Source organism: Streptomyces sp. NBC_00252 (assembly GCF_036187565.1).
Lineage (GTDB): Bacteria > Actinomycetota > Actinomycetes > Streptomycetales > Streptomycetaceae > Streptomyces.
The window spans coordinates 6,471,368-6,497,470 of record NZ_CP108087.1 but is presented as its reverse complement, the minus strand read 5'-3'; the positions used below and the strand labels follow the sequence as shown (position 1 = coordinate 6,497,470).

Sequence of the window (26,103 nt, the reverse complement as noted above, 5' to 3'; positions counted from 1 at the left end):
CGAGCTTGCCGCGGCCTGAGATGGCGGCCCGCGCGAACTACCGCATGGGGCATTGCAGTTCGGGCTTCGAGTGGTTCGGGGAGCAGGTCACCACTGCCAGGGACAGGTACGACGGGCGTTCGAGGTAGAAGCCGAGCGAGACGTCAGCCCCTGACTCCAGCCGCTCGGCAGCGTATTTCACCAGGCGGGCCAGCGGGGCCGGGCGGCTGGTGTTGCGCTGCACCTCGGAGGTGAACCGGGGCGCGTACAGGGCGAGTTGCTCCCCGAGCCATGACGCCGCCTCCTTCGCCTCGCCCCAAGTACCCCGCACGAGCGAGCGGGGCTTGATGAGCCAGTACGCCGTTTCCAGCGGGGGAAGATCCACCGTCGGGAACTCCGCCGCCACTTCGCGGTAACGCTGGATCAGTTCCGGCTTGCTTCCGGCGGGAGGGGGCTCCGGGTGCGGGGGTCGCCGTAGGGCCTCATTGTCGAAGCTTGCCTTCGGGCCGGTCCACACATAGGCGTGGTGGTGCACGAGTTGGTCCCGTTTCGAGGTGTGTCGGCCGGGCAGCCGAGGGCGAGGGATGGGTCCGGTTGCCCGGCCGACATCGAGGGGCGGATCAGACGTTCAGGCCGAACCGCGCCGGGTCGATACCGGCCGCGCCCAACTCCTCCGTGATGAACCGCAACGGCTCCGTGCCCGGCCGCTTGCTGTCGCCCAGGGCCCACGCGTCCTCGCCGATCCGGGCCAGGATCACGCACCCCTCCGTACAGGGGCCGCCGCACGCCCTCACGAACGAGGCTCCGTCGATGTCGAGTGCGTACAGGTCAGTTCCGTTCTGCATGACTGCACCTTCCTGCTGCGCTGATCGCGGCCATGGGTGACCGCCGCCGCCTTTGTCCCGAGCGGGAGTTGATGGGAGACGGAGACCGCCTCAGCGATCGGAGCGCTTGCCACGTGCCGCGCAGCGCGGGCACCGGCAAGGGGGCCATTCCGAGGTGGCCAGGGGAGCCAGGTCGACGTCCCCGTCGAACACGGCTCGCTCGGGTTCCCAGGACCGTCCGGAGTCCCGGGAGATCCTCATCGTCATCAGGGGGCGGTCGATGGCGAAGCCGGAGCCCGTTCCTGTGCTCATGCCGCGTGTGCCTCCGCCCGGTGCCGGCGCAGTGCAACGTTCGCGTCGGACCCGGCGCTGTAGTCACCTCTGGAGCGGGCGTTCTCGCTGGTGACCGAAAGGGAGAGACAGTCCGGGCAGCCGGGCTCGGCGAAGGGCTCGGCCGATGGTTCGGCCAGGTGATAGGCCTGCGGCTTCTGGGCCATCGCTGCCTCCTCGGCTCATCCGCGTGATGAAAGGACGCTAGGAGCCGGGTCGCCTGACGCTCCACGAACTTGCATCGACTTGCACGTCAATTCGCCTGGCTGATAACGCCATTGACGCTGTATCCGCAGTTCATCGATGCTGCTGCAAGTCACAGCAAGTACTCGAACCTAGGATGCCGGCCAGGGCCGTAGAGTTCGTTGGAATCGACCCCGAAACCGACCTGGACCACTGCCCCACGGTGTGGGCGGACGCGGAAGCGCAGGAGATCTTGTTGCAGGGGTGGAAGCCGAGCACCGAGACCCGGGCTCAGTGCGAGACAAGCAGCCCGGCGCGGGGCCGGGTGCCTGACAGCGAGGCCATCGTCAGGATTCCGGCCCGGATGATCCCGATGATCAGGGAGGCGTGTGATGCAGTCGAACGCGCCCGGCTTCACTGAGCTGCTCGGCCGGTGCGAGCGGTCCGCCGTCCACCTGGAACTACGCGACTCCTATGCCTCGACGGACCGGTTCGAGGCGTGGAAGCGCGGTGAGCGGATCAACTGGGCGGACCGTGACGCCTGGTGGCACCCCTTCTATCAGTCGATCACGGACGCGGTGGCCCGCGGCATCACGATCCGTCGGGCACGGGTGGTCTCCGAGCCCGTGTCGGAGTACATCCGCTGGGAGCACTACGTCACGCAGGCCAACCTCACGGCGGGTGAGGACGTTCGGTGGCTGCCGCGACGCCGGGCCACGAACATCCCTCTTCCCGGAAACGACTTCTGGCTGTTCGACGGCGCACTGCTCCGGGTCCATCACTTCTCCGGTGACGGGGTGGTGGCCGAGGATGAGTTCACGGCGGACCCGGAGGCCGTGAAACTGTGCTCGACCGCCTTCGAGACGGTCTGGGAGCGCGCCGTACCGCATCACCTGTACAAGATCTGACGGAAAGTCAACTCCATGTCCCCGCATCCCTCTTCGAGCGTCCAGAAGGCACGCGAAGTCCTCGCCGGCCGTCTGCGTGAGATCCGGAGGGATGCAGGGATCAGCGGCCGGGAGCTGGCCGTCAGGTGTGGCTGGTCGGAGTCGAAGTCGTCCCGCATCGAGAACGCCAGGACTCCTCCCTCCGACGCGGACATCACGGCGTGGTGCCTGGCCTGCGCCGCCGAAGACCAGGCACCCGACCTGATCGCGGCGAACAGGCAGTCCGCCGATGCCCATGTGCAGTGGAGGCGACTCCAGCGCAGCGGTCTCCGGCTCCTCCAGGACTCCGTGGTCGACCTGTAACGGCAGACCAGGTGGTTCCGCGTCTACGTGTCCGACGTGGTCCCCGGCTTTCTCCAGACACCCGGATACGCCACCGCCCTCCTGTCGTCCATCGCGGACTTCCGGGGAACCCCGGACGACGTGAGTGATGCGGTGGCGGCCCGCATGAGGCGCAACGCCGTGCTGGGCAACGCCTCCCGGCGGTTCTCGTTCGTGCTGGAGGAGTCGGTGTTGCGGTACCGGCTCTGCGGCGCCGAGACCATGGCGGCGCAGCTCGGCCACCTGCTCGCGGTCATGGACCTGCAGAACGTCGCCCTGGGCATCGTCCCGTTCTCGGCGCAGCGAACCGTGTGGCCCATGCCGACCTTCACCGTCTTCGACGACACCAGGGTGCACGCGGACACCCTGGATGCCGCTTCGGCCCTCACCCAGCCGAGTCAGGTCGAGCTGTACGCCCGGGCCTTCGAACGGCTCTCGCAGGGGGCCGTGAGGGGAGCCGCGGCTCGGTCGCTGATAGCGGGGGCGTTGTCCTCGCCGGACTGAGTCGGCCTCGGGACCAACACCCGCCCCCACCCGAACCCCCTTCATCACGATCCGGTCTCAGGGTCTTGATTTACACCCGTGTAATCGATTCCAATCCTTCGTGTAATCGATTCCACGAGGAGGTGGAACGGCGATGGCGAGCATCAAGGACGTCGCCGCCGGGGCCGGGGTTTCCGTGGCCACGGTGTCGCGGGTGCTGAATGATCATCCGTCGGTCAGTGACGACGCACGTACGCGCGTGCTGGCCGCCGTGGAGGCGCTGGGGTATCGCCCGAACGCCGTCGCCCGTTCGCTGCGGACCGATCAGACCCGCACCCTCGGCCTGGTCATCAGCGACGTGCTCAACCCGTACTTCACCGAGCTGGCCCGTTCCGTCGAGGAAGAGGCCCGTGCGCTCGGGTACAGCGTGATCATCGGCAACGCCGACGAGCGGCCGGAGCTGCAGGACCACCACGTGCGGACGCTGCTGGACCGTCGTATCGACGGACTGCTCGTCTCCCCCACCGACGGCGGCTCCCCCGGCATGCTGGACGCCGCCCGCGCGGGCACCCCGATGGTGTTCGTGGACCGGTGGATCCCGGGCGTGGACGTGCCGGTCGTGCGGGCCGACGGGCGGGCCGCCATCCGGGATCTCGTCGCCCATCTGCACGGGCTCGGGCACCGCAGGCTCGCCATCATCGCCGGCCCCGCCGCCACGACCACCGGCAGTGAGCGCGTCGCCGCCTTCCGGGACGCGCTCGCCGAGTACGGGATCCCGCTCCCCGACGCCTACATCGGGCAGGGCGACTTCCAGGCCGAGAGCGGGCGGCGGGTGACCGAGGGGTTCCTCGACCTGGCCGAGCCGCCCGAGGTCGTGTTCGCCGCCGACAACCTGATGGCCCTGGGTGCCCTGGACGCCGTACGCGCGCGTGGGCTGCGGGTTCCGGAGGATCTCGCGCTGGCCGCGTTCGACGACATCCGGTGGTTCGTGCACACCGATCCGCCGATCACCGCGATCTCCCAGCCCACGGGTGAGCTGGGGCGGGCCGCCGTGCGCGCCCTGGTCGACCGGATCGAGGGGCGGGCGCCGCGGTCCGTCACCCTTCCCGCCCGGTTCGTCGTGCGCCGCTCGTGCGGCGAACCCGGTGAGCCCCAAATCTCGTCATCCCCTGTTCGAAGGAGCCAGCCGTGAGCAACCAGGACGAGTTGCTGCGCATCGAAGGCATTCGCAAGACCTTCCCCGGTGTGGTCGCGCTGGACGGCGTCGACTTCGATCTGCGCCGGGGCGAGGTCCATGTGCTGCTCGGTGAGAACGGCGCGGGCAAGAGCACTCTCATCAAGATGCTCTCCGGCGCCTACCGTCCCGACGGCGGCCGTGTCCTGGCCGGCGGCGAGGAGGTGCGCATCCACGACGCGCAGGACTCCGCGCGGCTCGGGATCGCCACCATCTACCAGGAGTTCAACCTCGTTCCCGATCTGACGGTCGCCGAGAACATCTTCCTGGGGCGGCAGCCGCGCCGGCTCGGGATGATCGACCGGAAGCGGATGGAGGCCGATGCCGCCGTGCTGCTGGAGCGGGTCGGCGTGAACGTGTCTCCCCGCGCGCGTGTCCGTGAACTCGGTATCGCCCGGCTCCAGATGGTCGAGATCGCCAAGGCCCTCAGCCTCGACACCCGGGTGCTGATCATGGACGAACCGACCGCCGTGCTCACCTCGGAAGAGGTCGAGAAGCTGTTCTCCATCGTGCGCCAACTCCGGTCGGACGGCGTGGGGATCGTCTTCATCACGCACCACCTGGAGGAGATCGCCGCCATCGGGGACCGCGTCACGGTCATCCGGGACGGCAAGAGTGTGGGGCAGGTGCCTGCCTCCACGCCCGAGGACGAGCTCGTACGGCTCATGGTCGGGCGCTCCATCGAGCAGCAGTATCCGCGTGAACGGGCCGACACCGGCGCCGCGTTGCTCTCCGTCGAGGGGCTCACCCGGGACGGTGTCTTCCACGACATCAGCTTCGAGGTGCGGGCCGGCGAGGTCGTCGGCATCGCCGGGCTCGTCGGGGCGGGTCGTACCGAAGTCGTACGGGCTGTCTTCGGGGCCGACCCGTACGACCAGGGAGCTGTCACCGTCTCCGGTGACCGCATCCCCAAGCACGACGTCAACGCGGCCATGACCGCCGGGATCGGGCTCGTGCCCGAGGACCGCAAGGGACAGGGGCTCGTCCTCGACCAGTCCGTGGAGGAGAACCTCGGGCTCGTCACCATGCGGGCCGCGACCCACGGCGGGCTCGTCGATCTCAAGGGGCAGCGCGTGGCCGCCGCGCGGATCGCGGAGCAGCTGGGCGTACGGATGGCCGGACTCGGCCAGCAGGTACGGACGTTGTCCGGCGGCAACCAGCAGAAGGTCGTCATCGGCAAGTGGCTGCTCGCCGACACCAAGGTGCTGATCCTCGACGAGCCGACCCGTGGCATCGACGTCGGCGCCAAGGTCGAGATCTACCAGCTCATCAACGAACTCACGGCCGCCGGTGCCGCCGTCCTCATGATCTCCAGCGATCTGCCCGAAGTCCTCGGCATGAGCGACCGGGTGCTGGTCATGGCCCAGGGGCGCATCGCGGGCGAACTGTCCGCCGAACAGGCCACGCAGGACTCCGTGATGGCGCTCGCCGTCAGCACACCCGGCACATCAACCGACGCGACTACCGCTGTGGAGGGCCACCGTGGCCACTGACACGCTCAAGAGCACGACGGGCGCGAGCGGCGCCTCGGGAATCCGCCGACTGCTCCTGGACAACGGGGCGTTGACCGCCCTCATCGTCCTGGTCATCGCCATGTCGGCGCTGTCCGGCGACTTTCTGACCACCGACAACCTCCTCAACGTCGGCGTCCAGGCGGCCGTGACCGCCATCCTCGCCTTCGGCGTCACCTTCGTGATCGTCTCGGCGGGCATCGACCTGTCGGTCGGTTCGGTGGCCGCCCTGTCCGCCACCGTCCTCGCGTGGAGCGCCACGCAGCACGGTGTCCCGGTCGTCCTCGCCGTGATCCTCGCGATCGCCACCGGCATCGCGGCCGGTCTCGTCAACGGCTTCCTCATCGCCTACGGCAAACTCCCTCCGTTCATCGCGACGTTGGCGATGCTGTCAGTGGCGCGCGGGCTTTCCCTGGTGATCTCGCAGGGCTCGCCGATCGCCTTCCCCGACTCGGTCTCGCACCTCGGCGACACCCTCGGCGGCTGGCTGCCGGTGCCGGTCCTGGTGATGATCGCGATGGGTCTCGTCGCGGCCTTCGTCCTCGGCCGTACGTACATCGGCCGTTCGATGTACGCCATCGGTGGCAACGAAGAGGCCGCACGGCTGTCCGGTCTGCGGGTCTCCAAGCAGAAGCTCGCGATCTACGCCCTGTCCGGTGTCTTCGCCGCCGCCGCGGGCATCGTCCTCGCCTCCCGGCTCTCCTCCGCGCAGCCGCAGGCCGCCGACGGTTACGAGCTGGACGCGATCGCCGCGGTCGTCATCGGCGGCGCCTCCCTCGCGGGCGGCACCGGCAAGGCGTCCGGCACCCTCATCGGCGCGCTGATCCTCGCGGTGCTGCGCAACGGCCTCAACCTCCTTTCCGTGTCGGCCTTCTGGCAGCAGGTCGTCATCGGTGTCGTGATCGCGCTCGCGGTCCTGCTCGACACCGTGCGGCGCAAGGCGGGCGCGACTCCCGTCTCCGGCGCGGGCGGTGGCGGCAGGGGCAAGCAGGCGACGACGTACGCGCTCGCGGCCGTCGTCACGGTCGCGATCGTGGGCGCGACCTCCTTCCTGCACAACGACTCCTCCACGTCCACGAAGCCCAAGCTCGGTCTGTCGCTCTCCACGCTCAACAACCCGTTCTTCGTGCAGATCCGGTCGGGTGCGCAGGCCGAGGCGAAGAAGCTGGGCCTGGACCTCACCGTCACGGACGCGCAGAACGACGCCTCGCAGCAGGCCAACCAGCTGCAGAACTTCACCAGTTCGAACTACGGCGCGATCATCGTCAACCCGGTGGACTCGGACGCGGCGAGCAACTCCGTGAAGGCCGCGGACAAGGCGAAGATCCCGGTCATCGCCGTCGACCGCGGCGTCAACAAGGCGGCCGTGGACACCCTCGTCGCCTCCGACAACATCGCGGGCGGTGAACTCGCCGCCAAGACCGTCGCCGAGAAGCTCGGCGGCACCGGCAAGATCGTCATCCTCCAGGGCCAGGCGGGCACGTCGGCGGCGCGTGAGCGCGCGGAGGGCTTCGCGAAGGGGCTCAAGGCCTACCCCGGCATCAAGGTCCTCGCCCAGCAGCCGGCCGACTTCGACCGCACCAAGGGCCTCGACGTGATGTCGAACCTGCTCCAGGCGCACCCCGACGTCCAGGGCGTCATCGCCGCGAACGACGAGATGGCGCTCGGCGCGATCAAGGCGCTCGGCTCCAAGGCCGGAAAGTCGGTCTCGGTGGTCGGCTTCGACGGCACCCCGGACGGTCTGACCGCCGTCAAGAAGGGCACTCTGTACGCGTCCGTGGCCCAACAGCCCAGCCAGTTGGGCAAGATCGCCGTGGACAACGCGCTGCGCGCCGCCCAGGGCAAGAAGGTGGAGACGACGGTGAAGGTGCCGGTCAAGGTCGTCACCAAGGACAACGTGGCCGGGTTCACCGGCTGACATCGACCGGCGGACACGGGCCGGCTGACACGGGCCGGATCGGCGCTCCGAGGCACCACTCCAAGTCACCACTGTGGGGAGTCAATTGATGTACGACTACGACCTCCTGGTCGTGGGATCGGCCAACGCCGATCTCGTGATCGGCGTCGAGCGGCGGCCGGGCGCCGGCGAGACGGTCCTCGGTTCCGACCTGGCCGTCCACCCGGGCGGCAAGGGTGCCAACCAGGCGGTCGCCGCCGCCCGGCTGGGAGCCCGTACGGTCCTGCTGGCCCGGGTCGGCGACGACGCGCACGGCCGGCTGCTGCTCGACTCGCAGCGGGCGGCCGGTGTCGACACGGTGGGCGTGCTGGTCAGCGGCGCGCCGACCGGGGTCGCGCTGATCACCGTGGACCCGTCGGGCGACAACAGCATCGTGGTGTCGCCCGGCGCCAACGGAAAGCTGTTCCCGGTGGACGTCCAGGCCGCCGGGTGCCTCTTCCAGGCCGCCCGGGTGGTCTCCGTACAGCTGGAGATCCCGCTGGAGACGGTCGTGGAGGTCGTACGGAATCTCGCGGAGGGCAGCCGGTTCGTGCTGAACCCGTCGCCGCCCCGGCCGCTGCCGTCCGAAGTCCTGGCCGCCTGCGACCCGTTGATCGTCAACGAGCACGAGGCGAAGGTGATCCTCGGGGACGCGCGCGCGGGCGAGCGGCCCGAGGACTGGGCGCGGGTCCTGCTGGCGAAGGGGCCGCGTTCGGTGGTCGTGACGCTCGGCGCGGAGGGCGCGCTGGTGGCCACCAAGGACGGGGTGACCCGGGTGCCGTCCGTGAAGGTGGACGCCGTGGACACCACGGGCGCGGGCGACGCGTTCACCGCGGCGCTGGCCTGGAAGCTGGGCGCGGGGCTGTCGTTGGCCGAGGCGGCGGAGTACGCGGCCCGGGTCGGCGCGGTCGCGGTGACCCGTAAGGGTGCGCAGGACTCCTTCCCCACGGCGGACGAGGTCGCCGCACTGTGAAGAAGGCAGGGATTCTCAACCGTCATCTCTCCGGCGCGCTGGCCGAGTTGGGGCACGGGGACGGGGTGCTGGTGTGCGATGCCGGGATGCCGATCCCCAAGGGGCCCCGGGTGGTGGACCTGGCGTTCCGGGCCGGGGTGCCGTCGTTCGCGGAGGTGCTGGACGGGCTGCTGGCCGAGCTGGTCGTGGAGGGTGCCACGGCGGCGAGCGAGGTGCGCGGTGCCAACCGCGCGGCCACGGCGCTGCTCGACGCCCGCTTCCCCGACGGCCTGGACCTCGTCCCGCACGAGCGCCTCAAGGAGCTGTCGGCGGACGCCCGGCTGATCGTCCGCACGGGCGAGGCGCGGCCGTACGCGAACGTGCTGCTGCGGTGCGGGGTGTTCTTCTAGGGCTCGGGGAACACCAACGGCACGTCGTAGCGGTGCTCGGCGGCGCGCAGAGCCGGGAGGAGTTTCGTGCGGAGGGTTCGGATCTCGGCGGTGTGGGCGGTGAGGAAGCCCGTGCGCAGCCGCAGGCGGGCGGGGGCCCGGACGGCCTCGACGGGGCGCATGCAGGTGGCGTAGACGCGGCCCGACTCGGCTTCCACGACGGGGAGTTCGGCTGCCGTGGCGGACTGCTGGCGGGCGTCGGCCACGGCCATGAACCCCTGCTCGTCACGGGCCTCGACGCCGTGCGCCGACAGGCAGCCGGACAGCCCTCTTGTGGCCCGGACCGTGGCGGGATCGCCGTCCACGGAGCCGAGTTCGCCGAACCAGCGCTGTTCCACCGGCAGGTAGATGCCGCTCAGTGCGGCCGCGGCCTTCGCGCCCTCGGCCCGGCAGCGGCGTACCTCCGCCGCGGTGCCGGTACGGGCCGTGGACGGGGCGGTCGCGGGAGCGGGGACCTCCGCGCTGGCGCTCAGGCCGTGCCGGGCGATGAAGTCCAGGTCGGGGAGGGCGAAGAAGCGGATGAACGCGAGGGGGATCTCGGCGGGCAGCGCGAATCCGCCCCGGCGGGCGCAGTCGGCGGCGGCCGCGCGGTCCACCTGCCGGCCGAACACGTACAGGCCCTGGGTCCACCGGGTCTCGGCCCCGGTCGCCGGCAGGACCATGCGGACGGGGTCGGCCGGCAGGGTGCGGCCGAGGCGGGCCGGGGTCACGGGTGCGGCCCGGCTGCCGGAGGGCGGGTCGGCCACGTCGGCGACCTGGGCGCCGTGAGCGGAACACGCGGTGACGAGCAGGGCGACGACCGCCGCGAGGACGGCGCGCACCGGAACCGGGCGCGGGATCATCCGGGCACTCCTCTCCTCCCGCCGACCGGGGGCACCGTCCGGCGTGGACGGCACCCCCGGCGGACACGGGACCGGGGTCAGTGGACGACCTTGACGGTGTCGCCGCCGTTCGCGGCGCTCGCCACCGTGAACAGGGTGTTGTCGGAGACGTCGGTGCACAGCAGTTCGCTGTCGACGGGGTAACTGCCGTCCGTGAGCCAGATGTAGCCCGCGGTGCAGGTGATCCACGAGCTGCTGGACGTGTGGTAGAGACGGCCGGCGTAGCCGTCGTTGGCGTAGACCGTCTTGTCGTCGGTGTAGACGAGGTTGAGGTCGCTGCAGCTGCTGGTCGACGACTTCCGGACCTGCGTGCCGACGCCCTCGTGTCCTCCGGTGGTCAGCGTGCTGGTCACACAGGCGGCCGGTGCGGCGGACGCGGCGGGCGCGAGGACCACGCAGGTGGCCGCGGCGACGAGCGCGAGTGCGCCGGCCGCGATGGCGTTCTTCATGGGTTTTCCCCCTTCGACGGTGGTCACCGGCGGGACTGGCCGTTGCTCCGCCGGTGCTTCGCCGGACACGTTGGCAGCGCGGGCCCGCCGCGCACGAGCACCTTCGAACTGGCTCGAAAGTCGCTGGCCGGGCGGCGGAGGCCGTTGCTCCTCCGGTGCGTGCGGGATCGGTGGGGCGGCCGGGACGAAGGAGGCGGGTGAGGTCCGGCGCACGAGGGGGCCGGGTGACGCGATAGCGACCGCGGGATACGGAACTACGGGGTGCCGGGTGAGACGGGCGCCGTGGGTACCGGTCTGCGGAGCAGGGCCGCACCGAGCGGGGTGAGGGTGTGCAGCACGGTGTTGCCGACGCGATGACTGGTGGTCAGGCCGGAGTCGCGCAGGACCGTGGCGTGGTGGGTCGCGGTGGCGGGCGAGACCCCCAGGCCGCGCGCCAGCTCGGAGGTGGTCGCGCCGGACGCGATGCCGCGCAGCGCCGCCGCCCGGGTCCGGCCCAGCAGCGCGGCGAGGGAGGCGTCGGCGGGGCGCACGGGGGCGGGCTGCCGCTTGTAGCGGAGGGGGTAGATCAGCACGGGCCGTAACTGCGGGTCGGCCATGGAGACCGGCGACTGCCAGCAGAAGTAGGTGGGGACCAGGCGCAGTCCGCGGCCGTCGAGATGCAGGTCCCGGTCCTCGACGTTGTCGACGTGCAGCACCGGAGGGCACCAGCGCATCGCCGGGGAGAGGCCGGAGAGCAGTCCGTCGACGCCGGTGGCGAGGACCTCGTGGGCGCGCAGTGCGCGTTCGCCGGTGAGTTCCGCGTGGATGCGGTCGTGGTGCGGGGCGACGACGGCGTCGTAGTAGGCGCGCAGGACCTTGGCCAGCTCCTCCCGCGCCGGACGTTCCACCAGGCGTGCGGCCCAGGCGGGGACGCCGCTCGAACCGCGCAGCAGGCTCAGCTCGTGGGCGACCCGGCCGGGCGGGGTGTCGACGACCGCGGCGAGCCCGCGGTCCAGGCCGTCGGCGGACTCGGCGGGGGTGAGGAAGTCGGGCAGGTAGCGCGCCCTGGGCAGCAGCGGGACCAGCAGGCGGCGTACGGCCGCGCCGAGCGGGGTGCCGACGAGGGTGGCCCGGGCTCCCTGATGCCAGTCGGCGTAGGCCCAGCGGCCCTGGGTGGTCTGCAGCCGGTGCAGGGTGCAGACGAGCTCCCAGAGCGGGTCGGGGCCGCTCGCGAGATGGAGGCGTGTCAGGTCCTGGGGAGTGAAGTGGATCCGCAGCACTGCGCTCGCCCCCGGCTCGGTCGTCCTTCGCCACAGGATGGAGCGTGGGTGACGACCGTCATGGGGGCAACCTATGGATTCAGCCGCTCCGTTGCGTCACTTCAGGCTCACACCCCGCGCGCGGGGTGCGGTGGGGCCGGACAAATTCGAGGGGGCCCGGTCCGTCGACCGTGCCCCCTCGGGTTTTCCCCTCCAGCATCAGGACCCCTCGTGATCCCCCCAGATCCCCCTCCAAGAGTCCTGATGCCAAGTAGGACCCGCGTACTGCGGGGAGGGTTGTACGACATCTTGAGAATTTTTCAAGATGGGCTCCGGGTGCCGACCAAACCGGGCGGACGTAGCGTTTCAGACATGAGCGAAGACTCGGCTACGACCTTCCAGGGCGCCGTCCTCGACGAGCTGGGCGGCGACAAGGTGCGGGAGATCGCGGGGCTGCTGGGCACGGACGAGGCGGGCGCCCGGGACGTGGTCGGTACGACCGCGTCGGCGCTGTCCGGCGAGGCGGCGGCCGTGGAGCCCGAACCGACGCCTCAGGAGGCCCCGCTGCAGGGCGTGGCCACGCTGGGCGGTTTCGCGACCGGCGGGCTCATGGCCGGGGTGCTGGCCAAGGCGTCCAGGCCGGTGGCGAACGCGGTGGCCAAGAAGACGGGGCTGCCGCCGGCGACCGTCGCCCGGGTCGTCGAGATGGTGATCCCGGTGGTGCTGACGGTGCTCACCAAGCGGGCGGCGAAGAAGAAGTAGCCCGCGCGGTACGGGTGTCGGGCAGCCGGTACGGCATACTCCTGACCTCCTGCCCCACCCCGGATCGAACGGGGTGGGGCAGGGCTCAGGGGTGTGTCAGGGGTGCGGTCGCCGTCAGCGGACGGTGACCGGGACCGCCTTGGACACGGCGGCGCCGTCCTTGACGCGCAGGACCTGGACGCCCTTCTTCTGGAACGCGTCGGTCAGCTTGTAGGCGCTGTGGTTCACCTTGGCGGTCACCGGCAGCGACTTCCAGGTCGCACCGCTCTTGACCTGCAGCGTGACCTTGCTGCCTTCCTTCAGGCCGGTGGTCCTGCCGGTGAAGGTGACCACGTCGCCGAGCTTCACGGAGGCGTGGTCGGCCTTGAGGGTGATGCCGGCCGGGGCGGGCGCGGCGACGGCGGAGGTGGCGCCGACGGCGACGAGCGCCGCGGAGGCCACGGAGACGGCGGCGATACGCACGTTCACAGTTAACTCCTTGCTGTTTTTCTCGAATTACTTCTCTTATGCAGCTCTCAGGCTTCTCTCATACAAGAAAAAGCCCGGAAGGCCGCGCTTCCGGGCTTTGTCCCGGCACCGCGGCGAGCACGATCCTATAGACACGACCTGGGCAGATGCGGTTCCGGAAGACTCCGGAAAAGCCGAATCAACAGGTCATTCACAGGAATTGCGCCCGCCGCACGGGCCGTGAACTGCATTGATAAAAAGGAGCTGTGTGAAGGTGACTCTCACATTTATCGGAGCACATGCTCCGCGAACCGCGCCGCCGTCTCCGCCAGCACCTCGCGTCCGTCCCGGGCCCACAGGCCGTCGTTGAACAGCTCGACCTCGATGGACCCGGTGTAGCCGGCGGCCTCGACGTACGACAGCCACTCCCGCATGTCGATCGCGCCGTCCCCGATCTGCCCGCGGCCGTTCAGCACGCCCTCGGGCAACGGGGTGGTCCAGTCGGCGAGTTGGAAGGTGTGGATACGGCCGCCCGCACCCGCCCGGGCGATCTGCTCGGGCGCCCGGTCGTCCCACCAGATGTGGTACGTGTCGACCGTGACCCCGACCTGCCGCGCGGGGAACCGCTCGGCGAGGTCGAGGGCCTGGGTGAGCGTCGAGACCACGCAGCGGTCGGAGGCGTACATCGGGTGCAGCGGCTCGATGGCCAGCCGTACGCCCCGCTCCTCGGCGTAGGGCCCCAGCTCGCCCAGCGCGTCGGCGATCCGCTCCCGCGCGCCGTGCAGGTCCTTGGATCCGGCGGGGAGACCGCCGGACACGAGCACCAGGGTGTCGGTGCCGAGGGTGGCGGCCTCGTCGACGGCGCGGCGGTTGTCGTCGAGGGCGCGGGCGCGCTCGGCCGGGTCGAGCGCGGTGAGGAAGCCGCCCCTGCACAACGTTGTCACCGTGAGCCCCGCGTCACGGACCAGCTTCGCGGCCGCCTCCACGCCGTACGACTGGACGGGCTCGCGCCACAGTCCGACGGCGGGGACGCCCAACTCCAGGCAGGCGTCGACCAGTTCGGGCAGGCCGAGCTGCTTGACCGTCATCTGGTTGATGGAGAAGCGGGACAGGTCGGTATTGCTCACTGGGTCACTCCGTACAGGGCGAGCAGGTTCTTCATCCGCTCCTCGGCGAGCTTCGGGTCGGGGAACAGGCCCAGTCCGTCGGCGAGTTGGTAGGCGCGGGCGAAGTGCGGGAGGGAGCGGGCCGACTGGAGTCCGCCGACCATGGTGAAGTGCGTCTGGTGGCCCGCGAGCCAGGCCAGGAACACCACGCCCGTCTTGTAGAAGCGGGTCGGCTTCTGGAAGAGATGGCGGGACAACTCGACCGTCGGATCGAGGAGTTCGCGGAAACCGGCCGTGTTCCCGGTGTCCAGGACGCGGACCGCCTCCGCCGCCAGCGGGCCGAGCGGGTCGAAGATGCCGAGCAGCGCGTGACTGAAGCCCTGCTCGTCGCCCGCGATCAGCTCGGGGTAGTTGAAGTCGTCGCCGGTGTAGCAGCGCACGCCCTGCGGCAGCCGGCGCCGGATGTCGATCTCCCGCTGAGCCTCCAGGAGCGACACCTTGATGCCGTCGACCTTGTCGGGGTGCGCGGCGATGACGTCGAGGAACGTGCCGGTGGCCGCGTCGAGGTCGGACGAACCCCAGTACCCCTCGAGTGCCGGGTCGAACATGGGGCCCAGCCAGTGCAGGACGACGGGCTCGGACGCCTGGCGCAGGAGATGGCCGTAGACCTCGAGGTAGTCCTCGGGCCCCTTCGCCACGGCCGCGAGCGCGCGGGACGCCATCAGGATGGCCTGCGCTCCCGACGCCTCGACGAGCGCCAACTGCTCCTCGTAGGCGGCCTGTACGTCGGCCAGGGACGCCGGGCCCGTGAGCTGGTCGGTGCCGACACCGCAGGCGATGCGGCCGCCGACGGCCCTGGCCTCGGCGGCACTTCGGCGGATCAGCTCGGCGGCGCCCGCCCAGTCCAGGCCCATGCCGCGCTGGGCGGTGTCCATCGCCTCGGCGACACCGAGGCCGTGCGACCACAGGTGGCGGCGGAAGGCGAGGGTGGCGTCCCAGTCGACGGCGGCGGCCGAGTCGGGGCTCGTGTCGGCGAAGGGGTCGGCGACGACGTGGGCCGCCGAGAACACCGTACGGGAGGTGAAGGGGGTGCCGGAGGTGACGGCGAGGGGTTCCTGCCGGGGCTCGTACGCCCTCAGGGCCCCGCTGCTGTCCGGGAGTTGGATGGTCACAGGGTGATCTCCGGAACGTCGAAACGGCGGCCCTCGGCGGACGACTTCAGGCCCAGCTCGGCAAGTTGGACACCCCGGGCGCCGGCCAGGAGGTCCCAGTGGTAGGGGGCGTCGGCGTAGACATGGCGGAGGAACAGCTCCCACTGCGCCTTGAAGCCGTTGTCGAACTCGGTGTTGTCCGGGACTTCCTGCCACTGGTCGCGGAAGACCTCGGTGGCGGGCAGGTCGGGATTCCAGACCGGCTTCGGGGTGGAACTCCGGTGCTGGACACGGCAGTTGCGCAACCCGGCGACAGCAGAGCCCTCGGTCCCGTCGACCTGGAACTCGACGAGTTCGTCGCGGTTGACGCGCACGGCCCAGGAGGAGTTGATCTGGGCGATGGCTCCGCTTTCGAGCTCGAAGATGCCGTAGGCGGCGTCGTCGGCGGTGGCGTCGTAGGGCTTGCCGTTCTCGTCCCAGCGCTGCGGGATGTGGGTGGTCGCGATGGCCTGGACGGACGTGACGCGGCCGAACAGCTCGTGGAGGACGTACTCCCAGTGCGGGAACATGTCGACGACGATGCCGCCGCCGTCCTCCGAGCGGTAGTTCCACGACGGGCGCTGGGCGGTCTGCCAGTCGCCCTCGAAGACCCAGTAGCCGAACTCGCCCCGGATGGACAGGATCCGGCCGAAGAAGCCGCCGTCGATGAGCCGCTTCAGCTTCAGCAGGCCCGGGAGGAACAGCTTGTCCTGGACGACGCCGTGCTTGATGCCGGCGGCGTCGGCGAGGCGGGCCAGTTCGAGGGCGCCGTCGAAGTCGGTGGCGGTCGGCTTCTCGGTGTAGATGTGCTTGCCCGCGGCGATCGCCTTCTTGAGCGCCTCCTCGCGGGCCGAGGTGACCTGGGCGTCGAAGTAGATCTCGACGGTCGGGTCGGCGAGGACCGCGTCGACGTCCGTGGAGACGTTCGCCGGGTCGAGGCCGTGCTGCTCGGCAAGCGCCTTCAGCGCGTGCTCGCGGCGGCCGACGAGGATCGGCTCCGGCCACAGCACGGTTCCGTCGCCAAGGTCTAGACCACCCTGCTCGCGCAGTGCGAGGATCGAGCGGACGAGGTGCTGTCGGTAGCCCATGCGCCCGGTCACGCCGTTCATGGCGATACGCACCGTCTTGCGTGTCACGTGTTCCCCTTCGTCCGCATGCGTCTCATCGCATGTCCCAGCGCATGTCCTGATTGCAGCAAGCGCTTTCTACATATGCAGAAGCTAGCCTTTGCCCACTGGTCTGTACAAGACCGTGATGGGGTCGAGTTGTTCGAGGGGGCGAACGACCGGGGTAGGTGGCCTTATGGTCTGCTCGGACGGGGGCTTCCTTTGAGCAGCCTGTGTACAACGGCGTACGACGATGCGCGACCGGAGGACGAACAACATGACGGTGACCCTGGCGGACGTGGCGGCCCGCGCCCAGGTCTCCCCCGCGACGGTGTCGCGCGTACTGAACGGCAACTACCCGGTCGCGGCCACCACGCGCGAGCGCGTGCTGCGGGCGGTCGACGAGCTGGACTACGTCCTGAACGGTCCCGCGAGCGCGCTCGCCGCGGCCACGTCCGACCTGGTCGGCATCCTGGTCAACGACATCGCCGACCCGTTCTTCGGGATCATGGCGAGCGCGATCCAGTCCGAGATCGGCGGGCCGGGAGGTCGTGCCGGGGGCGAACGGCTGGCGGTGGTGTGCAACACGGGCGGCTCTCCGGAACGCGAGCTGACCTATCTGACGCTGCTCCAACGACAGCGGGCGGCGGCGGTCGTGCTCACCGGTGGCGCGATGGAGAACGCGCCGCATGCGGCGGCCGTCGCGGCGAAGCTGCGGAAACTGGGCGAGGCCGGGACGCGGGTGGTCCTGTGCGGACGCCCTCCGGCGCCGGACACGGGGGCGTTCGCGCTGACCTTCGACAACCGTGGCGGCGGGCGTGAACTGACGGAACACCTGATCGGTCTCGGCCACCGCCGGCTGGGCTACATCGCGGGTCCCGAGGAGCGGACGACCACGCGGCACCGGCTGGAGGGCCACCGGGAGGCGCTGGCGACGCACGGGATCACGGAGGACCCGCGCTGGACCGTGCACGGACGCTACGACCGGCGGTCGGGTTACGAGGCCACGCTGGAGCTGCTGCGCCGGGACCCGTCCCTGACAGCTGTCGTCGCGGCGAACGACTCCGTCGCGATGGGGGCGTGCGCGGCGCTGCGCGAATCGGGACGCCGGATCCCGGACGACGTCTCCGTCGCCGGGTTCGACGATCTTCCCTTCAGCGTGGACGCGGTGCCTTCGCTTACGACGGTGCGGTTGCCGTTGTCCGAGGCGGGGGCCCGGGCGGGGCGGATCGCCATGGGGCGGGAGGAGCCGCCGCCGGGCGGGATCGCCACGGTTCGGGGGGAGTTGATGGTCCGGGGATCTTCTGGGGTACCGCGGAAGTAGCTGTCCCTGAGCCGGGTCCGAGTGCGGCCGCGGGCCACCCGCCTATCCGCCCGCCCCGATCCGGTACGTGCCCGGTGTCTGGCCCATCGTGCGGCTGAACGTGTCGATGAAGGCGCTGGTGGTGGCCCAGCCGCACCCCTGTCCCGTCTCGCTGACCGTCGCCCCTTCCGCCAGCAGGACCATCGCGTGGAAGACCCGTACGGTGGTCCGCCATTGCGGATACGTCATGCCGAACTCGGTTCGAAACAGCCGGGCCAGGGTGCGTTCGCTGACGCCGATGCGGCGGGCCAGCCAGGTGGCGGTGCGGGGTTGTCGCAGGTCGTCCGTGACCAGTGAACAGGCCTGCTGGAGAAGGGGGTTGGTGGGGGTGGGCAGCGTCAGCGGTTCCACCAGGGCGCGCCGGAGCCGGTCCCGCAGGACCGCGCGCAGGCGGCGTGACTCCTGCGGCGGAAGGTCCGGTTCGCTGCACGCGATGATCAGTTCGCGTACGAGCGCGTCCACGGCCACGACGACCGGCGTCACGGAGTCCAGCAGCACATCGTGGGCGGCGAAGCCGATGGTGTGGACGGAACTGTGCCCGTGCACCCGGTGCTGGTGCCAGATGCCCGCCGGCAGCCAGATGGCACGCGCACTGGACGCCACCCAGGACGCCTCGCCCGTCTGCACCGCCAGCACACCGGCACTGACGTAGAGCAGCTGGTGGTAGCCGTGCTGATGACGGCCGATGACATCACCCGCGAGGTGCGCGTGCGTGGTGTCCCGGGGCTCGGCCGCCACCCCGTCCACCGCTTCCGCTCCCGCTTCCGCCTGACCGTTTTCCGACATACCTCGGCAGAATAACGGAAGCGCCCCACCCGGCCGCCCTGCCAGCGTGAGAACCATGCCGCCGACATCCCCCGCCCCCTCCCCACCCGCACCGAAGACCCGCCTCACCGACAGGATGCGTGGTGTCGCGCTCGACACCCGCCCGCTCCAACACCCCGTGTTCCGGCGCCTGTTGATCGGCCAGAGCGCGGCCTACGTCGGGACGATGGTCACCGACGTCACCATCCCGGTGCAGGTGTACGGGCTGTCCCGGTCGTCACTGTTCGTGGGGCTGACGGGCGTCGCCGGCCTCGTACCGCTCGTGGTCTTCGGGCTGTACGGCGGTGCCGTCGCCGACCGCTTCGACCGCCGCACGCTCTACCTCGCCTCGGCCTCGCTGACCTGGGTCGTCACGCTCGCCCTGCTGTTCCAGGCGGTCGCCGACGTGCGTTCGGTCCCGCTCGTGCTCGGCCTCGTCGCCGTGCAGGCCGGCGCCTTCGCCGTGTCGTCCGCGGCCCGGGGCGCGATCATCCCCCGTATCGTGCCGACCCCGCTCGTGCCCGCCGCGAACACCCTGTACTTCACCGCCGGCAACGTCGGACAGGTCGCGGGACCGCTGATCGCGGGCGTCCTGATCTCCCTCCCGAACGGCTACAGCTGGGCCTACGGCGCCGACGCCCTGCTGTTCTCCCTCCTCCTCTGCTCCGCCCTGCGCCTCCCCTCGGTCAAGCCCACCGGCGAGGGAACCGCCACCACGGGCGGGCTCCGCTCGGTGCTCGACGGGCTGCGGTTCATCGGCGCCGCCCCGGTGCTCTGGATGTCCTTCGCGGTCGACATCGCGGCCATGACCCTGGCCATGCCGACCGCGCTGTTCCCGCAGGCTGCGCAGACACGCTTCGGCGGCGGGGTCGGGCTGCTGTACTCGGCCATCGCGATCGGCTCGGTCGCGGCGGGCCTGTTCAGCGGCTGGATCGGACGCGTACGCCGCCAGGGCCGGGCACTCGCCATCGCCGTCGTCGCCTGGGCCACGGCGGTCGCCCTCGCGGGCACGGTCCACCAACTCTTCGCCGCCGCAGCCCTGTTGGCGGCAGCCGGAGCGGCCGACCTGGTCAGCGCCGTCTACCGGCAGACCATCCTCCAGACCTACGCCCCCGACGCCCTGCGCGGCCGACTCCAGGGCGTCTTCACCGTCGTCGTCGCGGGCGGCCCCCGCCTCGGCGACCTCCGCGCCGGCGCCATGGCCTCCACCACCGGCCTCGGCCTCGCCTGGACGGGCAGCTCGCTGCTGTGCGTGGTCGTCGTCATCGCGGGCGCACTGCTGGTCCGCCCGTTCTGGCACTACGACGTCCCCGCCGCGCTGCCGGCGCCCTCACAGCCGTAGAGCCCCGGAGCCGCACCAACTCCCCTGCCCGGTCCTGTCCTACGATCCCTCCATGCCTCGTGCCCTCATCCTCGGCGGAACCGGACTCGTCGGACGGGCGACCGCGCTGCGGTTGCTGGGGAGCGGGTGGCAGGTCGATGTCGTCGGGCGGGACTCGGCGCGGATGCCGCCCGAACTCGCCGCCGCCGGTGCTCAGTTCATCGCGGCGGACCGGGCCGACCAGGGGCAGCTGCAGGCCGCACTCGGCGCCGGTGCCGATCTGCTCGTCGACTGTCTCTGCTTCACCGCCGCCGACGCCCGGTCGTTGCTGCCGCTCGCCGCGAACTCCGGTTCCACCGTGGTGATTTCGAGTCGCGCCGTGTATGCCGACGCGGAGGGCAACCACGTCAACTCGGATGTGCCGCCGCACTTCGCCGCGCCGATCACCGAGGACCAACCGACCCTCGCGCCGACGACCGACATCGACTACCGCTCGCGCGAGGGATACGGCGCCAACAAAGTCGCCGCCGAACAGGTCGTGTTGGAGAGCGGGTTGCCCGTCAGCGTCGTGCGGGCGTCGCAGATCCACGGGGTCGGGGCGTCCCCGGCGCGTGAATGGGCCGTCGTGAAGCGGGTGTTGGACGGGCGTACGGCCTTGCTCCTGGCCCGGCGGGGGGTCGGGGGCGTCCACACCACCGCCGCCGCGAATCTCGCCGCGCTCATCGAGACCGTCGCCCACCGGCCCGGCACCCGCGTCCTCAACTCCGCCGATCCGGACGCGCCCAGCGCGCTGGAGATCTGCCGGACCATCGCCGGGCACCTGGGCCACGAGTGGGAGGAGGTCCTGCTGGACGACACCGCGCCTGCCGGGCTCGGCCGTACGCCCTGGGACTCCCCGCATCCGATCGTCCTCGACACCTCCGCCGCCACGGCACTCGGCTACCAGGCGGCCGGTACCTACGCGGCCACGATCGCGCCCGCCCTGGACTGGCTGGTGGACGCGGCACGCGACGGCCAACCCCCCGCCGACGCCGACTACTTCGCGGAGTACTTCGACTACGCGGCCGAGGACGCGTATCTCGCGAAGCGGGTCGGGCGGCTCGGGCGATGACGGGGAGGGGCGGGCCGCCTCACGGGTGGAAGCGCCACCGGCCCTCGGAGAGGACGTCCACCTTGCCGTCCCTGACCCGGATGGCCGTGTCGTCATCGATGAAGTAGATCGGGAAGTCCGCGCGCTCGACGATGCGGTCGGCCCAGGCGTCGTCCCGTTCGGGGAAGTCCGGGGAGTACAGGTGCGGCTTGAGGTACCAGTCGAAGAGGCCGAACGGGGGCTCCACGGTCGTCGCGTCGAGCACGTGGAGGTCGGCGGTGTCCCCGATGACGTCGGCGGAGTGGCCGGTGAGATGACGGCTGAAGATCATGGATCCGGCGCTGACGCCCACGTAGATCCGGTCCTGCAGTGCTTCGAGGAAGCCGTCGGCCAGGCCGTTGCCGGTGATGCTGCGGGCGAGGTGGTAGTGGTTGCCGCCCTCGACGTAGACGACGTCGGCGTTGAGCAGCCGGTCCAGCACCAACTGCCGTGGCAGGCCGTTCAGTTCGAGGACGTCGAACTCGCGCCAGCCGAGGCCGTGCAGCCGGTTCAGGTCCGCGACGAACCATCCGTGGTCACCGGGTTCGGCGACGGATGCCGTCGGGACGTACACGACGTTCGCCGACCTGAACGGCTTTCCCAGCATGTCCCGCAGGGCGTCCCGCAGGGTGTCGTTGCGCAGGCCGCTAGCCGTCAGCAGAAGGTTCATCGGGCGAGCCAAGCACGGCCGCCGGGCCCGCGCAACGAACCCTGACGCACCACTCGCCGAGCCACTGCTCGGCGCCCCATGCCTCGTACCGTCCCACCTCGGTGAAGCCCAGTTTCGCGGCGAGGCGCATCGAGCGGGTGTTGGCGGTCTGGGTGCAGAGGACGACCGGGCTGCCGGGCAGCGCGGCGGCGAACCAGGCCAGCACCGCCCCGCACGCCTCGGCGGCGTAGCCGTGTCCCCAGGCCTCCGGCAGGAACAGGTAGCCGAGTTCGGGCTCCCCCGCGTCCGGGCGCACCTGGCTGCGGTACTCCGATCCGCGCCGGTTCAGCTCGACGGTGCCGATCATCGCTCCGTCGTGCTCGACGACGAAGACGCCGGGGCGGCGGCCGGGTGTCTCGGACATCGTGCGCTCCAGCTCGTCGCGGGGGCGCGGGCCGCCGACGTACGTGCCCACCTGCGGCGATGTGTGCAGCTCGATGAAGGCGGCGCGGTCGCGGGGCTCCGACTCACGGAGCACGAGGCGGTCGGTGCGTATCGGGGCGGGAGGCCAGGCGAGGGGGCCGAGTCCGGTCATGGCGGGCAACCTATCGCAGGCCCATGGCAATTCCGCCGCCCTGGTACTACCGTCGGAACCACCAGACCTCTGACTGAGTCAACTACCCTGAGCGAGCACCGGGGATCGATCATGACCGTCCAGGACATCCGCGCCTTCAACCGCTTCTACACAAACGTCATCGGCGCCCTCGACTACAGCCGCCACCTCTACGCCCCGTTCACCCTCACCGAGTCCCGCGTGCTGTACGAACTCGCGCACTCCCCGCGTACGGACGCCGCCGACCTCCGCGGCGAACTCTCGCTGGACGCCGGGTACTTGAGCCGGATCCTGAACCGGTTCGAGCAGGACGGGCTGATCGAGCGGGCGCCCTCGCAGCGGGATCCGCGGCGGCGGCAGGTCACGCTCACCGTGCGCGGGCGGGAGACCGCCGACCTCCTGGCCGAGCGGGCGGACGAGTCCGTCGGCGCCCTGCTCGCGACCGTGCCGGACGCCGACCGGCCGCGGCTCGCCGAGGCGCTCCGTACCGTGCGGACCCTGCTGTCGGGGTCGGACCGGGGGCGGCCGCGGCCCGAGGACGTCGTGCTGCGGGAGCCGGGGCCCGGTGACCTGGGCTGGATCGTGCAGCGGAACGCGGCGCTGTACGCCGCCGAGTACGACTTCAACGCCGACTACGAAGGGCTCGTGGCGCGGATCGTCGCCGATTTCGCCGAGGACCACGATCCGCATCTGGAGCGGGTGTGGATCGCCGAGCTGGACGGGCGGGCGGTGGGGTGCGTGATGTGCGTGCGGGACGACGCCCCGGGGACCGCACGGCTGCGGCTGCTGCTCGTCGAGCCGGACGCGCGGGGGTTGCGGATCGGGGACCAACTGGTGGGCGCGGTCGTCGAGTTCGCGCGCGGGGTCGGCTATCGCGACCTCGTGCTGTGGACCAACGACATCCTGGGTGCCGCCCGCCGTATCTACCAGCGGCACGGATTCGTCCTCTCCGCCGAGAAGCCGCACCGCTCCTTCGGCAAGGATCTCGTCGGCCAGGACTGGCGGCTCGACCTGCACCAGCGGCAGTAGTGAGCGGTGACGAGTAGGGTCCGTGGCATGAAGCTCGCGTTCTCCACCCTCGGTGTCCCCGGCCTCCCCGTGACCGACGTCCTGGACCTCGCCGTCACCCACGGTTACCACGGCGTCGAACTGCGCGCGCATCCCGAGGAGCCCGTGCACCCGGGTATCGACGCCGCCCAACGGGCCGACGTGGTCGCCGAGTTCAAGTCCGCCGGGATCGAAGTCCCGGGCCTCGCCGGGTACGCACGCGTGGCCGCGCCGGGTGACGACGACGCCGTACTCGCCGAGATCCGTGAACTGCTCGAACTGGCACGGGACTTGGGCGCACCCTTCATCCGCGTCTTCCCCGGCGCCGGCCCCGACCAGCCCGTCGAGGAGGCCGACGCCACGGCCGCGCGACGGCTCGGCACGGCCGCGGAGTGGGGCGCCGACCTGGGCGTACGCGTACTCCTGGAGACCCACGACTCACACCGCACCGGCGCGGACGCCCTGCGCATCCTCGGTCCCGTCGGCCATCGGCAGGTCGGCGCCCTGTGGGACGTGATGCACACCTGGCTCGGCGGCGAACAGCCCTCGGAGACGGTCGCCGCACTCGGCCCCTACCTCGGCTACGTCCAGGTCAAGGACATCGCCTCGGCCGATGACACCACCCCCCTGCCGCTCGGCGCGGGCGCCCTGCCACTCGCCGAATGCGTCGAGGTACTGTCCCGCCACGGCTGGGACGGCTGGCTGTGCTGGGAGTACGAGAAGCGCTGGTACGAGACAGCGGCACCCCTGCCCGGACTCCTGAGCGCGGGCCACGATCACCTGGCACGCCTGCTCAACGACTCGGCGTGACTCCGTACAAAGTCGGCGGGCGCGGTCGTAGAAGACCTGCCGGGCGGCCGTAGAAAAACAGTTCGCCCGGTTCCGAAGCCTCCCTATAGGGTCCCCCGGTGCCCCGACAACCCGCCGCTCCGCGCGCTGCCCTGCCCGTGTCCTCATGAGTCCTGGTCTCGGGCTCGGGCGGACGTTGATCGATGTTCGGCCGTTGCGGGCTTCGCCGGTGTTTCGGCGGTTGCTGGTCGGGCGGACGGTGTCGGTGCTCGGCGGGTTCATGACCCTGGTGACCGTCATGTACCAGGTCTGGGAGATGACCCACAGCACGGTCTGGACGGGTGCGGTCGGGCTGGCGAACGCGGTGCCGACGGTGGTCGTGGGGGTGTTCGCCGGGTCGTGGGTGGACCGGGGTGACCGGCGGCGCATCTTTCTCTTCAACACCGTTGCGCAGGCGGTCTGTTCGCTGCTCCTCGCCGTGCAGGGGTTCACCGGTCACGTGCCGGTGCTCGGCGTGCTCGCGCTGGTCGCCGCGCAGTCGTGCTTCGGCGCGGTGGGCGGTCCGGCGTCGGGTGTGTTCATACCCCGGCTGCTGCCGAAGGAGCAGGTGGCGGCGGGCCTGGCGCTCAACAGGGTGTCCTTCACGACCATGATGCTCATCGGCCCCGCACTCGGCGGCCTGCTGATCGGCTGGGCGGGCATCGGCGCCTGCTACCTGGTCGACGCCCTCACCTTCGTCCTCGGTTTCTACGGCGCCTTCGGCCTGCCCGCGCTGCCGCCCGAGGGCGAGCCGTCGCGGGGCGGACTGCACGGGGTTCTGGACGGGCTGCGTTTCGTGGCCGGCCACCAGGTGGTGCGCGGCGCGCTGCTCATCGACCTCGCCGCGACCGTCCTCGCCATGCCGATGAGTCTGTTCCCGCTGGTCAACTCCGAGCGCTTCGGGGGTGATCCGCGCACCCTGGGCCTGTTCCTGTCGGCGATCTCGGTCGGCGGGATCGCGGCGTCCGTGTTCTCCGGCGCGGTGACCCGGCTGGGCCGACCCGGGCCCGTGATGCTCCTCGGTGCGGGTACGTGGGGCGTGGCGCTGGCGGTGTTCGGCCTGATGACGAACCCGTGGGCGGGCCTGGCCTGCCTCGCGCTGGCCGGTGCCGCGGACTCCCTGTCCGTGATCTCCCGCAGCACGATCGTCCAGACCCACACCCCGGACGCCCTCCTGGGCCGCGTCTCCGCCGCCGAACAGATCGTCGGCCAGGCGGGCCCCAACCTCGGCAACCTCCGCGGCGGCCTGGTCGCCGGCTGGACCTCCGGCGCGACGGCCCTGGTCAGCGGCGGGGTGCTGTGCGTTCTGGCGGTGCTGGGCGTGGGGGCGGCCACGCCCGAGCTGCGGAGCGGCCGACAACACCCGCCCTAAGCCGGCCGAGCCACCAACCGCGTCGACCCGTCCAGGCACCAGTCCAGCACGGCCGGCCAGGACCCGTACCCGGCGACCAGGTCCAAGTGCCCTGCCCCCGGGATGAGTTCGGTGGGCAGGGCGAACGGGTCTCCATAAGCGACGCGGGCGTTCTCCGGGCAGTGCGGGTCGTCGTCGCCGGCGACGAGGCGGACGTCTCCGGGGAGGGTGAAGTCGGCGGCGGGCGGAGCAAATCCGGCGACCTCGGGATACTGGGCGACCACGGCACGCGAGGGCGGTCCGACCAGTAGCACCCGGTCCGCCTCGTCGCCCCGCACCTGCCCGCGGGCCACCGCGTGCAGCCAGAGCAGCGCCGACGCGCTGTGCCCGAGGACGACCCGTTCGGTGGCCCCGCTGTTGTTCAACTCGTCGAGACAGCGGGCGAGTTCACCCAGCCATACGTCCAGGTCGGGGGCGTCGGGGTCGGGCAGCTGGGGGTAGACGACGTGGTGGCCGAGGTCGCCGAGGCGGTCGGCCAGCCAGTGCTGCCAGTGGTCCTTCGGGCGGTGGTTCTGCCAACCGTGCAGGATGAGGTAGGAGTTCATGAGGCGATGGTTTCCGATCACCGGCCGATCGGTCCAACTGGGCGCGTGCGCAACCCTGTTCGCCC

Annotated in this window: 29 protein-coding genes and 1 pseudogene; 15 read left to right on the top strand and 15 right to left on the bottom strand. The window is 71.0% G+C overall.

Annotation, left to right across the window (positions count from 1 at the left end):
• Positions 1-37: 37 nt before the first annotated feature.
• The 4 genes from OHT77_RS28805 to OHT77_RS28790 all read right to left on the bottom strand — a co-directional run bounded on the left by OHT77_RS28805 (position 38) and on the right by OHT77_RS28790 (position 1,300).
• Positions 38-514: a hypothetical protein gene (locus OHT77_RS28805; RefSeq protein ID WP_328831329.1), complete on the bottom strand. Its 477-nt coding sequence runs from the start codon at positions 512-514 to the stop codon at positions 38-40.
• 85 nt (positions 515-599) lie between these two features.
• Entirely contained in the window at positions 600-824 is a 225-nt protein-coding gene (locus OHT77_RS28800) for a DUF397 domain-containing protein (RefSeq protein WP_328831328.1), read from the bottom strand.
• 90 nt (positions 825-914) lie between these two features.
• Complete coding sequence (locus tag OHT77_RS28795; protein ID WP_328831327.1) at positions 915-1,115, bottom strand: hypothetical protein; 201 nt, start codon at positions 1,113-1,115, stop codon at positions 915-917.
• A complete protein-coding gene (locus OHT77_RS28790) occupies positions 1,112-1,300 on the bottom strand; it encodes a hypothetical protein (protein ID WP_328831326.1) in 189 nt (62 codons plus the stop codon). The genes OHT77_RS28795 and OHT77_RS28790 overlap by 4 nt, the downstream gene beginning before the upstream one ends.
• 173 nt (positions 1,301-1,473) lie before the next feature.
• Between OHT77_RS28790 and OHT77_RS28785 the strand changes: the two genes are divergently transcribed.
• From OHT77_RS28785 to rbsD, 8 genes and pseudogenes are all read left to right on the top strand, one after another.
• Positions 1,474-1,737, top strand: coding sequence for a hypothetical protein (locus tag OHT77_RS28785; protein ID WP_328831325.1), 264 nt, complete (start codon positions 1,474-1,476; stop codon positions 1,735-1,737).
• Positions 1,709-2,224: a DUF6879 family protein gene (locus OHT77_RS28780; RefSeq protein WP_328831324.1), complete on the top strand. Its 516-nt coding sequence runs from the start codon at positions 1,709-1,711 to the stop codon at positions 2,222-2,224. Before OHT77_RS28785 ends, OHT77_RS28780 begins: the two co-directional genes overlap by 29 nt.
• Before the next feature lie 15 nt (positions 2,225-2,239).
• Positions 2,240-3,088: pseudogene (locus OHT77_RS28775) on the top strand (helix-turn-helix domain-containing protein).
• 133 nt (positions 3,089-3,221) lie between these two features.
• Positions 3,222-4,259, top strand: coding sequence for a LacI family DNA-binding transcriptional regulator (locus tag OHT77_RS28770; RefSeq protein ID WP_328831323.1), 1,038 nt, complete (start codon positions 3,222-3,224; stop codon positions 4,257-4,259).
• Entirely contained in the window at positions 4,256-5,794 is a 1,539-nt protein-coding gene (locus OHT77_RS28765) for a sugar ABC transporter ATP-binding protein (RefSeq protein ID WP_328831322.1), read from the top strand. The genes OHT77_RS28770 and OHT77_RS28765 overlap by 4 nt, the downstream gene beginning before the upstream one ends.
• Complete coding sequence (locus OHT77_RS28760; protein WP_328831321.1) at positions 5,784-7,730, top strand: ABC transporter permease/substrate-binding protein; 1,947 nt, start codon at positions 5,784-5,786, stop codon at positions 7,728-7,730. Before OHT77_RS28765 ends, OHT77_RS28760 begins: the two co-directional genes overlap by 11 nt.
• 88 nt (positions 7,731-7,818) lie before the next feature.
• Complete coding sequence (locus OHT77_RS28755) at positions 7,819-8,721, top strand: ribokinase (RefSeq protein ID WP_328831320.1); 903 nt, start codon at positions 7,819-7,821, stop codon at positions 8,719-8,721.
• Positions 8,718-9,110: a D-ribose pyranase gene (gene rbsD / locus OHT77_RS28750; protein WP_266768873.1), complete on the top strand. Its 393-nt coding sequence runs from the start codon at positions 8,718-8,720 to the stop codon at positions 9,108-9,110. The genes OHT77_RS28755 and rbsD overlap by 4 nt, the downstream gene beginning before the upstream one ends.
• On the opposite strand, the gene OHT77_RS28745 is transcribed toward rbsD, so the two are convergent.
• From OHT77_RS28745 to OHT77_RS28735, 3 genes are all read right to left on the bottom strand, one after another.
• The gene (locus OHT77_RS28745; protein WP_328831319.1) at positions 9,107-9,991 is read right to left on the bottom strand and encodes a hypothetical protein; all 885 of its coding nucleotides are present in this window, start codon (positions 9,989-9,991) and stop codon (positions 9,107-9,109) included. The two genes, rbsD and OHT77_RS28745, sit on opposite strands and share 4 nt — an antisense overlap.
• A 77-nt stretch (positions 9,992-10,068) precedes the next feature.
• Positions 10,069-10,479 carry a hypothetical protein gene (locus OHT77_RS28740; RefSeq protein ID WP_328831317.1) on the bottom strand — a complete coding sequence of 137 codons (411 nt, stop codon included), beginning with the start codon at positions 10,477-10,479 and terminating at the stop codon, positions 10,069-10,071.
• A 254-nt stretch (positions 10,480-10,733) separates the two neighbouring features.
• Complete coding sequence (locus tag OHT77_RS28735) at positions 10,734-11,738, bottom strand: ArsR/SmtB family transcription factor (RefSeq protein WP_328831316.1); 1,005 nt, start codon at positions 11,736-11,738, stop codon at positions 10,734-10,736.
• Positions 11,739-12,089: 351 nt separating this feature from the next.
• Here OHT77_RS28735 and OHT77_RS28730 point away from each other — a divergent pair, with 351 nt between their 5' ends.
• On the top strand, positions 12,090-12,479 hold the full coding sequence (locus tag OHT77_RS28730; protein ID WP_328831315.1) for a DUF937 domain-containing protein: 390 nt from the start codon (positions 12,090-12,092) through the stop codon (positions 12,477-12,479).
• A 114-nt stretch (positions 12,480-12,593) separates the two neighbouring features.
• Here OHT77_RS28730 and OHT77_RS28725 read toward each other — a convergent pair whose 3' ends face one another.
• The 4 genes from OHT77_RS28725 to OHT77_RS28710 all read right to left on the bottom strand — a co-directional run bounded on the left by OHT77_RS28725 (position 12,594) and on the right by OHT77_RS28710 (position 16,358).
• On the bottom strand, positions 12,594-12,947 hold the full coding sequence (locus OHT77_RS28725; RefSeq protein ID WP_328831314.1) for a hypothetical protein: 354 nt from the start codon (positions 12,945-12,947) through the stop codon (positions 12,594-12,596).
• A gap of 266 nt (positions 12,948-13,213) precedes the next feature.
• A complete protein-coding gene (locus tag OHT77_RS28720) occupies positions 13,214-14,014 on the bottom strand; it encodes a sugar phosphate isomerase/epimerase family protein (protein ID WP_401326888.1) in 801 nt (266 codons plus the stop codon).
• 35 nt (positions 14,015-14,049) lie between these two features.
• Positions 14,050-15,204, bottom strand: coding sequence for a dihydrodipicolinate synthase family protein (locus OHT77_RS28715; protein WP_328831312.1), 1,155 nt, complete (start codon positions 15,202-15,204; stop codon positions 14,050-14,052).
• The gene (locus OHT77_RS28710) at positions 15,201-16,358 is read right to left on the bottom strand and encodes a Gfo/Idh/MocA family protein (RefSeq protein WP_328831311.1); all 1,158 of its coding nucleotides are present in this window, start codon (positions 16,356-16,358) and stop codon (positions 15,201-15,203) included. Before OHT77_RS28710 ends, OHT77_RS28715 begins: the two co-directional genes overlap by 4 nt.
• Positions 16,359-16,605: 247 nt before the next feature.
• Here OHT77_RS28710 and OHT77_RS28705 point away from each other — a divergent pair, with 247 nt between their 5' ends.
• Positions 16,606-17,652, top strand: a complete 1,047-nt coding sequence (locus tag OHT77_RS28705) for a LacI family DNA-binding transcriptional regulator (protein ID WP_266768883.1) — start codon at positions 16,606-16,608, stop codon at positions 17,650-17,652.
• 42 nt (positions 17,653-17,694) lie between these two features.
• On the opposite strand, the gene OHT77_RS28700 is transcribed toward OHT77_RS28705, so the two are convergent.
• Positions 17,695-18,477 carry a helix-turn-helix transcriptional regulator gene (locus OHT77_RS28700; protein ID WP_328831309.1) on the bottom strand — a complete coding sequence of 261 codons (783 nt, stop codon included), beginning with the start codon at positions 18,475-18,477 and terminating at the stop codon, positions 17,695-17,697.
• A 55-nt stretch (positions 18,478-18,532) separates the two neighbouring features.
• Here OHT77_RS28700 and OHT77_RS28695 point away from each other — a divergent pair, with 55 nt between their 5' ends.
• Both OHT77_RS28695 and OHT77_RS28690 read left to right on the top strand, forming a co-directional pair.
• The gene (locus OHT77_RS28695) at positions 18,533-19,837 is read left to right on the top strand and encodes an MFS transporter (RefSeq protein ID WP_328831308.1); all 1,305 of its coding nucleotides are present in this window, start codon (positions 18,533-18,535) and stop codon (positions 19,835-19,837) included.
• A 52-nt stretch (positions 19,838-19,889) separates the two neighbouring features.
• Positions 19,890-20,927 carry an NAD-dependent epimerase/dehydratase family protein gene (locus OHT77_RS28690; protein WP_328831307.1) on the top strand — a complete coding sequence of 346 codons (1,038 nt, stop codon included), beginning with the start codon at positions 19,890-19,892 and terminating at the stop codon, positions 20,925-20,927.
• 19 nt (positions 20,928-20,946) lie between these two features.
• On the opposite strand, the gene OHT77_RS28685 is transcribed toward OHT77_RS28690, so the two are convergent.
• Together OHT77_RS28685 and OHT77_RS28680 are read right to left on the bottom strand one after the other, a co-directional pair.
• The gene (locus tag OHT77_RS28685) at positions 20,947-21,615 is read right to left on the bottom strand and encodes a Type 1 glutamine amidotransferase-like domain-containing protein (RefSeq protein ID WP_328831306.1); all 669 of its coding nucleotides are present in this window, start codon (positions 21,613-21,615) and stop codon (positions 20,947-20,949) included.
• Positions 21,593-22,189: a GNAT family N-acetyltransferase gene (locus OHT77_RS28680; RefSeq protein ID WP_328831304.1), complete on the bottom strand. Its 597-nt coding sequence runs from the start codon at positions 22,187-22,189 to the stop codon at positions 21,593-21,595. Before OHT77_RS28680 ends, OHT77_RS28685 begins: the two co-directional genes overlap by 23 nt.
• 111 nt (positions 22,190-22,300) lie before the next feature.
• On the opposite strand from OHT77_RS28680, the gene OHT77_RS28675 reads away from it, so the two are divergent.
• From OHT77_RS28675 to OHT77_RS28665, 3 genes are all read left to right on the top strand, one after another.
• Positions 22,301-23,236: a bifunctional helix-turn-helix transcriptional regulator/GNAT family N-acetyltransferase gene (locus OHT77_RS28675; protein ID WP_328831303.1), complete on the top strand. Its 936-nt coding sequence runs from the start codon at positions 22,301-22,303 to the stop codon at positions 23,234-23,236.
• Between the two features lie 27 nt (positions 23,237-23,263).
• Positions 23,264-24,064 carry a sugar phosphate isomerase/epimerase family protein gene (locus OHT77_RS28670; RefSeq protein WP_328831302.1) on the top strand — a complete coding sequence of 267 codons (801 nt, stop codon included), beginning with the start codon at positions 23,264-23,266 and terminating at the stop codon, positions 24,062-24,064.
• Positions 24,065-24,209: 145 nt separating this feature from the next.
• Positions 24,210-25,454, top strand: coding sequence for an MFS transporter (locus tag OHT77_RS28665; RefSeq protein WP_328831301.1), 1,245 nt, complete (start codon positions 24,210-24,212; stop codon positions 25,452-25,454).
• On the opposite strand, the gene OHT77_RS28660 is transcribed toward OHT77_RS28665, so the two are convergent.
• Entirely contained in the window at positions 25,451-26,038 is a 588-nt protein-coding gene (locus OHT77_RS28660; protein ID WP_328831300.1) for an RBBP9/YdeN family alpha/beta hydrolase, read from the bottom strand. The two genes, OHT77_RS28665 and OHT77_RS28660, sit on opposite strands and share 4 nt — an antisense overlap.
• Positions 26,039-26,103: the final 65 nt, after the last annotated feature.